The organism is Agreia sp. Leaf335 (assembly GCF_001423605.1).
Lineage (GTDB): Bacteria > Actinomycetota > Actinomycetes > Actinomycetales > Microbacteriaceae > Agreia.
Map to the genome: position 1 here is coordinate 859,787 of NZ_LMOQ01000001.1, position 13,369 is coordinate 873,155.

At 67.6% G+C, this 13,369-nt stretch carries 11 protein-coding genes; 6 read left to right on the forward strand and 5 right to left on the reverse strand.

What is annotated here, in order from left to right:
- Nucleotides 1–18: 18 nt before the first annotated feature.
- Genes leuC through ASF79_RS04155 form a run of 6 tightly spaced genes read left to right on the forward strand, consistent with a single transcriptional unit; the run spans nucleotide 19 to nucleotide 6,348 of the window.
- A complete protein-coding gene (leuC, locus tag ASF79_RS04130) occupies nucleotides 19–1,485 on the forward strand; it encodes a 3-isopropylmalate dehydratase large subunit (protein WP_055852168.1) in 1,467 nt (488 codons plus the stop codon).
- On the forward strand, nucleotides 1,485–2,081 hold the full coding sequence (leuD, locus tag ASF79_RS04135) for a 3-isopropylmalate dehydratase small subunit (protein ID WP_055775117.1): 597 nt from the start codon (nucleotides 1,485–1,487) through the stop codon (nucleotides 2,079–2,081). The genes leuC and leuD overlap by 1 nt, the downstream gene beginning before the upstream one ends.
- A gap of 24 nt (nucleotides 2,082–2,105) precedes the next feature.
- Nucleotides 2,106–3,476 carry a UDP-N-acetylglucosamine 1-carboxyvinyltransferase gene (gene murA, locus ASF79_RS04140; protein WP_055775114.1) on the forward strand — a complete coding sequence of 457 codons (1,371 nt, stop codon included), beginning with the start codon at nucleotides 2,106–2,108 and terminating at the stop codon, nucleotides 3,474–3,476.
- A gap of 2 nt (nucleotides 3,477–3,478) precedes the next feature.
- Nucleotides 3,479–4,219 (forward strand): lysophospholipid acyltransferase family protein, encoded by a 741-nt coding sequence (locus ASF79_RS04145; RefSeq protein WP_055852171.1) that lies wholly within the window; start codon nucleotides 3,479–3,481, stop codon nucleotides 4,217–4,219.
- Nucleotides 4,212–5,354, forward strand: a complete 1,143-nt coding sequence (locus ASF79_RS04150; protein ID WP_055852175.1) for an NAD(P)H-dependent glycerol-3-phosphate dehydrogenase — start codon at nucleotides 4,212–4,214, stop codon at nucleotides 5,352–5,354. The genes ASF79_RS04145 and ASF79_RS04150 overlap by 8 nt, the downstream gene beginning before the upstream one ends.
- Nucleotides 5,257–6,348: a D-alanine--D-alanine ligase family protein gene (locus tag ASF79_RS04155; protein ID WP_055852178.1), complete on the forward strand. Its 1,092-nt coding sequence runs from the start codon at nucleotides 5,257–5,259 to the stop codon at nucleotides 6,346–6,348. The genes ASF79_RS04150 and ASF79_RS04155 overlap by 98 nt, the downstream gene beginning before the upstream one ends.
- 58 nt (nucleotides 6,349–6,406) lie before the next feature.
- Here the strand turns inward: ASF79_RS04155 and ASF79_RS04160 are convergent, their stop codons facing one another.
- Genes ASF79_RS04160 through ASF79_RS04180 form a run of 5 tightly spaced genes read right to left on the reverse strand, consistent with a single transcriptional unit; the run spans nucleotide 6,407 to nucleotide 13,355 of the window.
- A complete protein-coding gene (locus ASF79_RS04160; RefSeq protein ID WP_055852182.1) occupies nucleotides 6,407–7,336 on the reverse strand; it encodes an FHA domain-containing protein in 930 nt (309 codons plus the stop codon).
- A complete protein-coding gene (locus tag ASF79_RS04165; protein WP_055775100.1) occupies nucleotides 7,333–8,613 on the reverse strand; it encodes a vWA domain-containing protein in 1,281 nt (426 codons plus the stop codon). Before ASF79_RS04165 ends, ASF79_RS04160 begins: the two co-directional genes overlap by 4 nt.
- A gap of 25 nt (nucleotides 8,614–8,638) precedes the next feature.
- Nucleotides 8,639–9,901 (reverse strand): PP2C family serine/threonine-protein phosphatase, encoded by a 1,263-nt coding sequence (locus tag ASF79_RS04170; protein ID WP_235500622.1) that lies wholly within the window; start codon nucleotides 9,899–9,901, stop codon nucleotides 8,639–8,641.
- Nucleotides 9,898–12,219, reverse strand: a complete 2,322-nt coding sequence (locus tag ASF79_RS04175; protein ID WP_055852185.1) for a serine/threonine-protein kinase — start codon at nucleotides 12,217–12,219, stop codon at nucleotides 9,898–9,900. Before ASF79_RS04175 ends, ASF79_RS04170 begins: the two co-directional genes overlap by 4 nt.
- Entirely contained in the window at nucleotides 12,216–13,355 is a 1,140-nt protein-coding gene (locus ASF79_RS04180; RefSeq protein WP_055852188.1) for a hypothetical protein, read from the reverse strand. Before ASF79_RS04180 ends, ASF79_RS04175 begins: the two co-directional genes overlap by 4 nt.
- Nucleotides 13,356–13,369: the final 14 nt, after the last annotated feature.

Here is a 13,369-nt window from a genome sequence, read left to right on the forward strand (position 1 = left end):
TAAGAGAAGGCATCACTAATGACGATTACAGATTCCCCGGTGCGTCGCGGCAAGACCCTCGCCGAAAAGGTCTGGGAAGACCACCTCGTTGTCGAGGGAGAGAACGGCACCCCCGACCTCATCTACATCGACCTCCACCTGGTGCACGAGGTAACGAGTCCTCAGGCCTTCGACGGCCTCCGGGTCGCGGGCCGGCCCGTCCGACGTCCTGATCTCACGATCGCGACCGAAGACCACAACACCCCGACGGCGGCGATCGACAAGCCCATCGCCGACCTCACCAGCCGCACGCAGATCGAGACGCTGCGTCGCAACGCCAAGGAATTCGGCATCCGGCTGCACTCGCTCGGCGACGTCGAGCAGGGGATCGTGCATGTGGTAGGCCCGCAGCTCGGCCTCACCATGCCGGGCATCACGGTGGTGTGCGGCGATTCGCACACGAGCACGCACGGCGCATTCGGTGCGATGGCGTTCGGCATCGGCACCAGCGAGGTCGAGCACGTCATGGCCACGCAGACGCTCCCGCTCAAGGCTTTCAAGACCATGGCCATCACCGTCGAGGGCGAACTGCGCCCGGGTGTGACCGCCAAAGACATCATCCTCGCCGTCATCGCCAAGATCTCGACGGGAGGCGGCCAGGGCTACGTGCTCGAGTACCGCGGCTCCGCTATTCGCTCGCTCTCGATGGAGGGCCGCATGACGATCTGCAACATGTCGATCGAGGCCGGTGCTCGCGCCGGCATGGTCGCCCCCGACGAGACCACCTTCGAGTACCTCAAGGGAAGGCCGCACGCGCCCGAGGGCGACGACTGGGATGCTGCCGTCGAATACTGGAAGACGCTGCGCTCCGACGACGACGCCGTCTTCGATGCCGAGGTGTTCCTCGATGCGAACGAGCTCGAGCCGTTCGTCACCTGGGGAACCAACCCCGGCCAGGGTGTCTCCCTCTCGCAGCCCGTGCCCGACCCCTCGGTGATCATCGACCCCAACGAGCGCGCCGCGGCAGAGCGTGCGCTCGAGTACATGGCTCTCGAAGCGGGAACCCCGATGAAGGACATCGCGGTCGACACCGTCTTCATCGGCTCGTGCACCAACTCGCGCATCGAAGATCTCCGCGCAGCCGCCGACATCATCCGGGGCCGCACCAAGGCCGAGAACGTGCGCGTCATGGTCGTGCCTGGGTCCGCTCGCGTTCGCATCGAAGCCGAGGCCGAGGGGCTCGACAAGGTGTTCAAGGACTTCGGCGCCGACTGGCGCTTCGCCGGCTGCTCGATGTGTCTCGGAATGAACCCCGACCAGCTCGAACCCGGAGAGCGTTGCGCGTCGACCTCGAATCGCAACTTCGAAGGTCGCCAGGGCAAGGGCGGTCGCACGCACCTCGTCTCCCCCCTCGTCGCTGCTGCCACGGCGGTGCGTGGAACCCTGTCGAGTCCATGGGATCTCGCCGTCGACGACGCCCGGCTCGTGAACGCAGGAGGCAAGTAATGGAAAAGGTTTCTGTCATCACCGGCGTCGCCGTGCCGCTCGAGCGATCGAACATCGACACCGACCAGATCATCCCCGCCGTGTTCCTCAAGCGCGTCACCAAGACCGGCTTCGAAGACGCGCTGTTCTACGGCTGGCGTCAAGACCCCGAGTTCGTGCTCAACAGAGAGCCCTTCAGGTCGGGCTCCGTTCTCGTCGCCGGGCCCGACTTCGGAACCGGCTCCTCGCGCGAGCACGCCGTCTGGGCGCTGCGCGACTACGGGTTCAAGGCCGTGCTCAGCGCTCGGTTCGGCGACATCTTCCGAGGCAACTCGGGCAAGCAGGGGCTGCTTGCGGCCCAGCTCGCTGAAGCAGACATCGAGAAGATCTGGGCGCTGATCGACGCGCAGCCAGGGCTCGAGGTCACGGTCGATCTTCCAGCCAAGACGGTGACCGCGGGGGCGCTCACCGTGCCCTTCGAGATCGATGACTACACTCGGTGGAGGCTTCTCGAAGGCCTCGACGACATCGGGCTCACCCTGCGCGACGAAGCGCGAATCACGGAGTTCGAGGGCCGCCGCGAGAGCTGGCGCCCGAAGACTCTTCCCGTTAAATAAGAGCAGTACAGGCGGTTATATCTAGTGAATTCCCTCGTTCAGGATGCGCAGAAGGCGGCACGCAGAGTGGGTCTACCCAGCGACACGATCATCATCAACGGCGGTCGTCCGCTTCGAGGCACGATCGACGTGCGTGGGGCCAAGAATCTGGTCACCAAGGCCATGGTCGCCTCTCTGCTCGGCGACACCAAGAGCATCCTGCGCGATGTGCCCGACATCTCCGACGTCAGCGTCGTCGCCAGCCTGCTCGAGGCCCACGGTGTGACGATCTCGGGAAGCGCCGAGACCGGCATCCTGATCTTCGACCCGTCGAACGTCGCCAGCGCGAACAGCGCCGAGATCGACGCCCTCTCCGGGTCGAGCCGCATCCCGATCCTGTTCTGCGGCCCGCTGCTGCACCGTCTGGGCCACGCCTTCATCCCCGACCTCGGCGGATGCCGCATCGGCGACCGTCCCATCGACTTCCACCTCGACGCGCTGCGTCAGTTCGGCGCGATCGTCGACAAGCTGCCCAGCGGAATCGACATCTCGGCGCCCAACGGCCTGCACGGAGCGAACATCGAGTTCGCCTACCCGAGCGTCGGCGCCACCGAACAGGTGCTGTTGACGGCCGTTCGGGTGAAGGGCACCACGGAGCTCAAGAACGCGGCGATCGAGCCCGAGATCATGGATCTCATCGCCGTGCTGCAGAAGATGGGCGCGATCATCTCGGTCGAGCCCAACCGCGTCATCCTCATCGAGGGCGTCGACAGCCTCAAGGGCTACGACCACCGGGCGCTGTTCGATCGCAACGAGGCAGCCAGCTGGGCCTCGGCCGCGCTGGCCACGGGCGGCGACATCACCTGCAAGGGCGCCAAGCAGCAGGACATGATGACGTTCCTCAACGTCTTCCGCAAGATCGGTGGCGCGTTCGACATCGAGGAAGACGGCATCCGCTTCTACCACCCCGGCGGCGACCTCAAGCCCGTGACCATCGAGACCGATGTGCACCCCGGCTTCATGACCGACTGGCAGCAGCCGCTCATCATCGCGCTGACGCAGGCGATCGGCACCTCGGTCGTTCACGAGACCGTCTACGAAGACCGCTTCGGGTTCACGGATGCGCTGGTCGAGATGGGCGCGAACATCCAGGTGCACAAGAACGGGCTCGAGGGCGGGGAACGGCGCGTTCCGCGTCGCCCGCTCGAGCAGGCCGCGGTGATCACCGGACCCACCAAGCTGCACGGAAGCGAGATCGTCGTTCCCGACCTGCGCGGCGGCTTCAGCCACCTCATCGCCGCGTTGACGGCGAACGGCCGGTCGACCGTGAGCAACGTCGGGCTCATCGGCCGAGGCTATGGGGACTTCGTGGCCAAGCTCGAGAAGCTCGGAGCTGACTTCTCCTTCGAGGTTTAGCGGTGGCGAACCAGGCGGCCGAGAAGACCGTCGGATTCCGCGTTCTCGCGGCCGTGCTGGTGCCCTTCTTGTCGAGCATCGCGAAAATCGAGTTCACAGACCCGCAGAAGCTTCCCCCAAAGGGCGCGTTCGTGCTGTCGCCGAATCACTACAGCAACATCGATCCGGTGGTCATGGGCTGGTCGATCTGGAAGCTCGGCAGAGCGCCGCGCTTCTTGGCCAAGGCCTCGCTGTTCAGGGTGCCTGTCGTGGGGGCGGTGCTTCGCGGCACGGGCCAGATTCCCGTGGAGCGTGCCGGTTCGATTCGAGGCAGCGAGCCGTTGAAGGCCGCCAACGAGCTGGTCGACAAGGGCAACGCCGTGATCATCTACCCGGAGGGCACGCTCACCCGTGACCCGCAGATCTGGCCGATGAGAGGTAAGACCGGAGCGGTTCGGATGGCGCTCGAGCAGAACCTGCCGCTGATACCGGCGGCGCACTGGGGCACCCAGGCCGTCATGGCCCGGTACTCGAACAAGATCAGCCTCTTTCCGCGCAAGACCATCAAGGTGGCATTCGGAGACCCCGTCGACCTCACCGAGTTCCGGGGCAAGCCGATCAACTCGGCACTGCTGACCGCGGCGACCGAGCTGGTCATGGCCGACATCACCGCCCTTCTCGAACGGCTACGAGGCGAGACGGCGCCGGTCGAACGGTGGAATCCCGCAGCGCACAATCAGAAGGAGACCGGTCGTTTTGAGTAGGACCAGGCCCGTCGCAGTCGTTCCGCCCCGCCGTCGCGTCACCGTGCTCGGGGCAGGAAGCTGGGGAACGACCTTCGCGAAGATCCTCGCAGACGGTGGAAGCGACGTCACTCTGTGGGCGCGACGCCCCGAACTGGCCCGGGAGATCAGCGAGGCCAAGCGCAACAGCGACTACCTGCCCGGCATCAACCTTCCGCTTTCCGTCACGGCGACCTCGAGCCTCGCCGAGGCCCTCGCGGGCGCAGAGATGGTCTTCGTCTCGATTCCGAGCCAGAGCCTGCGAGACAACCTCGCCGCGATCAAGCCCCTGCTCCCGCCCGACGCCCTCGTGATCAGCCTCATGAAGGGTGTCGAGAAGAAGTCCGGCCTGCGCATGAGCGAGGTGATCGAGCTGGGGCTCGAGATCGACCGCGATCGTATCGCCGTCGCATCCGGCCCGAACCTGGCGCTCGAGATCGCGAAAGAGCAGCCCACGGCCGCCGTCATCTCGTCGCAGAGCCTCGAGACCGCCCAGCGTGTCGCGATGGTGGCGAGCAACCGATACTTCCGTTCCTTCGTGAACGTCGACGTCATCGGCACGGAGTTCGGCGGCGTGCTCAAGAACCTCATCGCCGTGGCCATCGGCATCGTCGACGGTGTGGGCTACGGAGAGAACACGAAGGCGTCGATCATCACACGGGGCCTGGCCGAAATGACCGACTTCGCTGTGGCGTACGGGGCGCAGGCCGATACGCTCGCGGGCCTCGCGGGTCTGGGCGACCTCATCGCCACGAGCAGCTCGTCGCTGTCTCGCAACAACACCGCGGGTCGATTGCTGGGCCAGGGCTACAGCTTCGCCGACGTCGTGAAGAGCATGCAGCAGACGGCCGAGGGCCTCGCCTCTGTCGCACCGATCCTCGAACTGGCCTCTGCCAAAGGCGTGGACATGCCCATCGTCAAGCAGGTCAGCGAGGTGCTGGCCGGTACGCTGAATCCTCGGGACATAGCTCCCCACCTGACGACGGACTCCGACGAGCCGCAGGGCGAAAGGACAATCGATGGCCGGAAAAACACTGGTGGCTCTGCTTTTTGGAGGCCGTTCAAGCGAGCACTCGATCAGCTGCGCGACGGCGGGCGGAGTTCTTCACGCGATTGACCGCGAGCGGTTCGACGTCATTCCGATCGGCATCACCAGCGAGGGATCGTTCGTTCTCGAAGACGACGACCCGGCCAAGTTCGCGATCGACGCCGACGCCATGCCCCGTGTGCTCGACAACGGCACGCGCATCCGCTGGCCAGACAAGGCGGGCGACCGCACGCTGACAGTCGAACTCGCCGACGGCACCACGCGTAGCCTGGGCGAGGTGGATGTCGTCTTCCCGATTCTGCACGGACGTTTCGGTGAAGACGGCACGGTGCAGGGCATGCTCGAGCTCCTCGGACTGCCCTTCGTGGGGTCCGGCGTTCTCGCCTCGGCGCTCGGCATGGACAAGCACTTCACCAAGACGGTTCTGCTGCAGGCCGGCATCGAGGTCGCTCCGTGGAACACGGTCACGGCCCGGCAGTGGGCTCAGTCGCCCACCCTCGTCGCCGAACGCGCTTCCTCGCTCGGACTGCCGGCGTTCGTGAAGCCCGCTCGCGCCGGCTCGTCTGTCGGAGTGAGTCGCATCACCGATTGGTCGCAACTGGCCGAGGCTATGGAGGTCGCCCTCGCCGAGGACGACAAAGTCCTCATCGAAGAGGGAATCGTGGGCCGCGAGGTCGAGTGCGGCGTTCTCGAGGGCCGCGACGGCGCACCCACCCGGGTATCGGTGGCGGGCGAGGTCGTCATGACCGACAGAGCGTTCTACGACTTCGACGCGAAGTACCTCGACGCCCCCGGCATCGAGCTGGTGTGCCCCGCGCCGATGAGCGACGATCAGCTCGCCACCATGCAGAGCATCGCGGCCACCGCATTCGAGTCCATCGGCGGAGCCGGGCTCGCCCGCGTCGATTTCTTTCTCACCGATAACGGGTTCGTCGTGAACGAGCTCAACACGATGCCCGGCTTCACGCCGATCTCGATGTTCCCGGCCTGCTGGATCGCGTCGGGGCTGAGCTACCCGCAGCTCATCGACGAACTGATCGACCTGGCACTGCAGGAACGCTGAGCCATTCGTTCCCTGAGCCTGTCGAAGGCACCCTTCGACAGGCTCAGGGAACGCGTACCTACGCTTCGCCGGGCAGCGCCTTTCGAATGACGAGTCGCGTCCACGCGCCCACGAAGATGCGGTCGCCGTCGTGTACCTCACGGCGTTGCCCCGGCTGGATCGGAACGCTCGGCAGCTCCTCGCCCGCGGCACCCACGAAGGTGCCATTCGACGACTGGAGGTCTTCGACCCACCAGCGCTGTCCATCGGTGTTGAGCTGGCAGTGCCGTCTCGAGACGCCGCTGTCGGTGCCGCACTCGATCTGCGGGTGGATATCGCGAGACACCGAGGTGCGGCCCACCAGCAGGCTGCTCTGCTTGAGCACGACGATCTCGGGCAGTCCCCCGGAGGGGAGCGGGTCGTCGGACTTCTGGGCGGCGTACCACTCGGGATCGACCCAGACCTCGGCGACCCATGCGCTGTCGCCCTCGATCGTCGAGACGGCGGGCGAGGATGCGACGGGGCCCGTTTCTGCCTCCGGTTCCGCTGCCGCCGGTTCAGAGGCCTCAGCCGCTCCTGCAGGCTCGACCGTCGGTTGGCCCTCGATGGCGGGCGCCTCGACGTAACCGGGGTCGCCGGCGGCCTCGTGCTTGCCGAGATCGCCCTCCTCGATGTCGAGACTCGACACCGGTGCGACGACCGGCACGACGGCGGGAGCGTTCGGCACGGGGGCCGGCGCGGTCAGCGGGGCGCCGAATCCCAGGCCGTCGGGGTCGGGCTCGGGAAGCGACCCCGTCGTGAAGTCGTAGCCGCAGTTCTCGCAGAACAGCGCATCCGGCAGGTTGGGGAACGAGCAGTTCGGGCACGTGATCGGCTCACTCGAACCCGAGACGGTGGGCATCGCCATCGTCGGGGTCGGTGCGACAGGCGCGGCGGCCACCATCGGTGTTCCGCACACGTCGCAGTAGTCGGTCGAGGCCGACGAGTGTCCGTTGGGGCACAAGGTCATTTGCGCACCCGCGTCGTCTTCGTCGATGCGGTGTCGAGCGCCATCTCGTCGAGCTTCGCCACGTCACGACGAAGCCGCACGGTGCCTTCGTTCGCGTCGTCGATCTCGACGACCTTGCGGAGCTTCGCGGTCGCCTCGTCGTTGCCCGTCTCGGCGGCGAGCTGAACCGCGCGACCCAGCTTCACGGTGGCGGTCGCGGCATCGCCGGCGGCCTTGGCCGCAAGGCCGTCTTGGATGGCCGAGGCGAGCTCGGTCTGGCCCGTGTAGTGCGCCACGGCCGGGTCGATCCGCGCCGTGAGGGCGTCGTCGTTCGACCAGCGCGCCTTCACGAGACCGGATGCGACGACCTCGTCGCGCACGGTCAGCTGCACGCGGGCCGCGAGCTGCTCGGAGCCCACGGGCTTCGAGGCGACCCGAACGGCGACGTGGTAGTCGCGCGACTCATCACCCCACGATCCCGTGGGGTACGAGCCCGTGAGCGGGTTGACCATGGTCTTGCGGGTGGTGAGGTCTTCGACGGTAGGGGCGACCTGTCGCACGAACAACACCTCGGAACCCTGCGGAGCCCAGACGCGCAGCTCGGCCGACGCCACGCCTCGTCCCATCGACTGCTTGATGATGCTCTCGAAGTCGGCGGCCATGTCGGCGGGCTTAGCGATGAGATCGACGGTGCCGAGCAGCGCGGTGGCGATCTGGCGCAGCTCGTCGACCTGCCAGCGTGAACCGACGCCGCGGGCGTCGCACTGGAAGACGCCGGTGGCGTTGTAGATGGCCTGGCTCAGCGCCTGTGCCGACTCGTGCTCGTTCTTGCCGTCGGTGAGAAGGATCGCGTGACGCTGGGTGGCCTGCGGTGTGGCCTGGAAGAGTTCACGAGCGAGCGTGAGCCACGTGCCCATGGCCGTGCCGCCTGAGGGCTGGAACGAGGCGACGGCCTGCTTGGCCGCGGCGCGCGCGCCCGGCTCCATCTGCACCATGGGAAGTCGGGCGTTCGGATACGGGAACGCTCGAGCCGCTGTATCGGTTCCGGAGATCACGGCGAACCAGGTGCCGTCGAGGATCTGGTCGATCGCCACCGCGGCCGCGTGCTTGGCAGCGCCGAGATTCTCGCCGGTCATCGACCCCGAGGTGTCGACGATGATGATCTCGCCGGCAGCCATGCCCTGCCCCTGCCCCGCCTGGCCCGCGCCCGAGACCGTGACCGTGACGATGGCGTGAACGTCTGTGGCCCCGTCTGAGAGGAATTCATTCTGAAAAACGCTGGCCGTGAACTCTGCCATGGGGGACTCCTCTATCTGTCATAGATCAGGCCGGCTGGGCCGGTGTAGGTACAACGCTATCGAATCGAGCGAGCGCGGCGGTGATGTTGTCTTGGCCGCCCTGCTCATTGGCCCAGTCGACGAGAGACGACGAGACCTGAACAGGGTTGCTTCCCACCATTCCCACGACCCGGTGCACGAGCTCGGCGAGGTCGTCGGCGTCGGAGCAGTAGTTCCAGAGCCCATCCGAGCAGACCAGAATCCATCCGGCTCCCGTGGGATAGGTCGGCACGACGTGGGGGGCCTCGTCGGGAGAGTCCGCGCCGAGCCATCGCGTGATGGAGTGCGCCTGCGGGGCGCTCTCGGCCTGCTGGCGTGACATGCCGTGCGACATCATCTCTTGTGACCACGAGTCGTCGGTGGTCAGCTGTCGGGACTTGCCGCTGTCCGCGATCCAATAGACCCGGCTGTCTCCGACGCCTCCGACCACGACGAGGGGGCCGTCGATGACCGCTGCGGCGAAGGTGCACGACGGCGGATTCGTTCTCGCCGCGAGTTCGCCGATCGCCTCGTAGATCGCGGCGCTCGCGTGTTCGCCGGCCTCGAGCATCCGGGCAGACCATCGGGCTTGCGCCAGTTCGTCGCTGGTGCCTTCTGTCAGGTCGGTCGAGCGCCCGGCCGCGAGATGGGCGGTTGCGGCGCGAGCAGCGGCGAGGCTCGCCTTGTCGGAGCCCGGAGTCGACGAGACCCCGTCGCACACGACCAAGACGGCGAACTCGCCGGCCTGCGGGTCTGCGGCCAGGGCCATAGCGTCTTCGTTGATCTCGTGCCGGATGCCGCGGTCGCACACTCCGCCGACCCAGGCCGCGGGCGCTTCCTGCCAGTGGTCGCGTTCGCTCTGAGCGGGCTTGCCGCAGAGTTCGCAATAGCCGTCGTCGGCGATGCTGCCTCCGCAATAAACGCAGGCGCGCCGTGGTGCCGACGTCGATGAGGTGACTTGGTCTGGTTCGACCCCGGCTTCAGCCTCGCCGGCATCGGGGCCGGAGCTCACCTCGACGAGTTCGCCGAGCTGGGTGCCGCACTCCTCGCAGAACTTCGCGTCGGGATCGTTCACCGTGCCGCACGCGGGGCACAGGATCGGCACCGCCGGAGCGGCCTCGACCACGGGTTCCGCAGCAGGCGCCGCGTCAGGCGCCGCGGCAGGCACCGCGTCAGGTTCGAGGTCAGGCTCTACGACGGCTTCGACGACGGGCTCTGCCGCGGGGTCCACGGGGGGCACGGCGTCGCCGTGCATCTGTGCGTCGCTCACGACAGGGTCCACCGTCGAACGCGGTTGGCCTCGTCGACCAGGTGCACGCGCTCCGCCTCATTCTCCGTGAGGCCCGCCAACTCGCGATACGCGCGCTCGAGACCATCGCGGAGCGGTCCCTCCTGGGCGGGGATGCCGCCGACCACCGCATCGGTGGATGGCCCGGAATCACGCACCAGGGCCAGGGCAGACGCCAGGACGCTGGCGGTGAGCTCGACTCGCGACCTCGAGTCGATCGACACCGTGGCGACGCTGTCGAGCGCGGCGGCCAGCGAGGCGAGTCCACGCTTCGAGGTCGCCAGCAGCTCCGCGCGTCGACGACGGGCGTCGACGTACGAGCTGCGGGTGGGGGTGACGAGGTCGAGCGCTGACAGCGCGCCGTCGAGGTCGCCTCGCTGCTCGCGGATGCGGGCCAGGCCGAAGGCGGCCGCAGCGGTGTAGTTCGCGTCGGAACGTGCGCAGATGATGTAGAGGCTCTCGGCGATCTCGGGCTCGCCGCTCGCCTCGCAGGCCGCGGCAAGGGCGAGCTTCGGCGCGAGCTCGCCCGGCACCTGGCCGTAGACGGTGTTGAACGACGCGCGGGCGCTGCGGGCATCTCCCTTAGCGAGTTCGGCGAGACCGGCGACCCAGACGGCACGCCACTCCCATGGATCGTCGGTGAGGATCTCGCTCATCACGGCGTCGACGGTCTGGAAATTGCCCGACTCGATGGCCGCACGGGCACGCGCGAGACGGATCTCGACCGTGACGTTCGGGGCGGACTCGAGGGCGATCAGGCGCGCGGCCGGGTCTTCCATATTCACGCCGGCGAGCCAGCTGCGCGCGGGGTCGGACTCATCGACCTTGAGACCGGGCAGGGCATCCCAGGGCAGCGGTCGGTCGACGACATCGGCGACGGGCGCCTCGAAGAGAACGGATGCCGCGGAGTGCAGCGCGGGGTGACCCGGCCCGCGGTCGGTGGCCACGACCTCGCGCAGCACACCCAGCAGCTGCGCGCGCAGCTCATCGACCGACGCGAAACGGTCTGACGGGTCGAAGGCGCAGGCCTTGGCGAGCAGCCGATAGAACGAGTCGTACGTCTGGAACACGGGCGTGTCCGCCACATCGGGCAGCGACGACACGAAGGTCGTCTGATTGCCGCGGAAGTCGAGGACGAGCGTGGCGAGGGTGCGGCCGATCGTGTAGATGTCGGCGGCGACCGACGGCCCCACATCGGGGACCTCTGGTGCCTGGAATCCGACCGTTCCGAAGATGGCCGAAGTCTGGTCGTCGATGCGGCGCACGCCACCCAGGTCGATCAGCTTCACCGTGTCGCCGACCTGGATCATATTGTCGGGCTTGAAGTCGCAGAACAGCAGATTGATGTCGTGCAGGTACTGGAAGGCGGGCAGGATCTCGAGCACGTAGGCGAGGGCCTGGTCGACCGGCAGCGGGTCGACGACGCCGTTGTTCGCCTTCATGCGCTCTTTGAGGATCACCTTGAGCGACGGACCGCCCACGTACTCCATCACGATGTAGCCGGCGCCGTTGAACATCACGAAGTTGTAGATCTCGACGATCAGCGGATGCTCGACCTCGGCGAGGAACTGGCGTTCCGTGATCGCCGCGGCATACGCATCCGGATCGCCCGAATTGAGCAGACCCTTCAGAACCACCCAGCGGCCCGAGACGTTCTGGTCACGGGCGAGGTAGATCCATCCGAGGCCACCGAACGCGAGGCATCCGACGACCTCGTACTGGCTGCCCACGACATCGCCCGGCTTGAGCTGCGGGGTGAAGGAGAAGGGCGTGCGGCAGTTCGGGCAGAATCCCTCGGTGCGACCGGGCTTGTCGTCGCGACCGCGGCCCACCGGCTTGCCGCAGTTCGAGCAGAATCGCTTCGCCTCCGGCAGCTCGGCGACGGCCATGACCGCCTTCAGCGGATCTGCGGGCGGCTCGGTGGGAACCGTCGTGAGCCCGGCGCCGAGGCGCGGGCCGCGGAGGCGCGTGGAGGTGGTTCCGAATCGGCGGGTGGCCTTCGAGCCGGTCGCCGCGGTGCGCGCCGATCCCAGAGCCGCCGTGGCGAGTCGCGCCGACGAGGTGCGGCCGGTGCGGGTCGATCCGGCCTGCGCGAAGTCGGGGTCTGCCCCGGCGCCGGTCTGCGGTCCGGCCGAGAACCCGGTGCCGAGCTTGGCCGAGGGCGATGCCGCGGCGGCCGTGCCGGTGCCCGAAGCGGGGGGAAGTGGGCTGGGCGCGGCGGGAGAACCGCAGACGTTGCAGTAGCCGTCTTCGATCACACCCGTGCAGCCGGGCTGCTGGCAGTGCTGGACATCGGTCATGACGTGTAGCGTCCTTCCTGACCTTGACGCGGCGAGGATGCCGGCGGCAGGTCACGGGTGAGAAATTGGTATTGCTCGACGTAGAAGCGGGCGAGGCGCAGGTCGCACGGAGTGGTGTCGACGGCCTCTTTGGCCTCGATGTAACCGGCGGCGACCGTGGGCGACGCGGAACGGCCCGAGCTCTCGGCCTTCGCGTGGTAGCCCGACAGGCGGTACCGCAACTCGGCGCGCTCGCGGAGTTGACCGGCGTACGCGTCTTCGACCGCCTCGAAGGCGCGGTTCACCAGGGCGAGGCGCGCGGTCCAGGCGTCGAGGGCGGCACGCGTCTGCGGCACAGGTCCGAGTTTCGACACGTCGGGGATCGCCAGGCGAGGCGGGTCGACGATCTCGCGGCGGCATCGGTCGGCCAGGGCCCGCAGCACCGGCTCGCGTCGCTCTGCGGCCGCGGCGTCGTCGGCGGCCTTGCGCGCATCCCTGGCCAGGTCGCGCTTCTGAGAACTGGCGACGATGAGGTCGCGTTCGAGATGCGCCGAATCCTGCACCAGCTGCCCGAGCGGGCCGGTGACGTCGGCGCCTCGGCCAGCCTTCTCGGCGAGGGTCTCGAGTCGGTTGCGCAGGGTAGAGACCCGCTGTGCGCTGTCGGGGTCGGATGTCGCCAGGTCGCGCGACCGCTCGAGTTCAGCGCGCAAGCCGACGATGCGCGCGGTGGTGCCGGCCGCACGCGGGTCGAGGCTGAGTCGAGTGGTCAGCTGCGAGACGAGGGCATCGGCGAGTCTGACGGCCTCGACGAGCGAGACGAGTTCTGCCCCGCCTCCGGAGTCCAACCGGCCCCAGATCAGCTGCGACATCTTCTGCCTGGCGACGGTGTCGACACGGCCCGAGTCCCAGACGCTTTCGAGGCTCTCGCGGCGTTTTCGGGTGGCCTCCCACAGCGTCTCGGCGAGGACGATGTCGGAGGTGTAGGAATCGGGCTCCTGCGATGCGAGGGCCGCGGCCCCCAGGCGGTCGAGCTCTTTTCGTTGCCGGTCGACCCATTCGCCGAGGCCGGTGAGGTATTTCAGCAGCTCGCCCGGGTCGATCGCCTCTCCGAGGCGCCCGGGAGCGACTGGCGTGCTTCCGCTGGCGGTCATCGTCATCGCTGCTCCTCTCG

Bases quoted from the DNA above. Each gene is read 5' to 3' on its own strand.
- leuC (WP_055852168.1), top strand. From the start codon at position 19: ATGACGATTACAGATTCCCCGGTGCGTCGCGGCAAGACCCTCGCCGAA.
- ASF79_RS04180 (WP_055852188.1), bottom strand. From the start codon at position 13,355: ATGACGATGACCGCCAGCGGAAGCACGCCAGTCGCTCCCGGGCGCCTC.
- ASF79_RS04175 (WP_055852185.1), bottom strand. From the start codon at position 12,219: ATGACCGATGTCCAGCACTGCCAGCAGCCCGGCTGCACGGGTGTGATC.
- ASF79_RS04160 (WP_055852182.1), bottom strand. From the start codon at position 7,336: ATGACCTTGTGCCCCAACGGACACTCGTCGGCCTCGACCGACTACTGC.
- leuD (WP_055775117.1), top strand. From the start codon at position 1,485: ATGGAAAAGGTTTCTGTCATCACCGGCGTCGCCGTGCCGCTCGAGCGA.
- ASF79_RS04165 (WP_055775100.1), bottom strand. From the start codon at position 8,613: ATGGCAGAGTTCACGGCCAGCGTTTTTCAGAATGAATTCCTCTCAGAC.
- ASF79_RS04155 (WP_055852178.1), top strand. From the start codon at position 5,257: ATGGCCGGAAAAACACTGGTGGCTCTGCTTTTTGGAGGCCGTTCAAGC.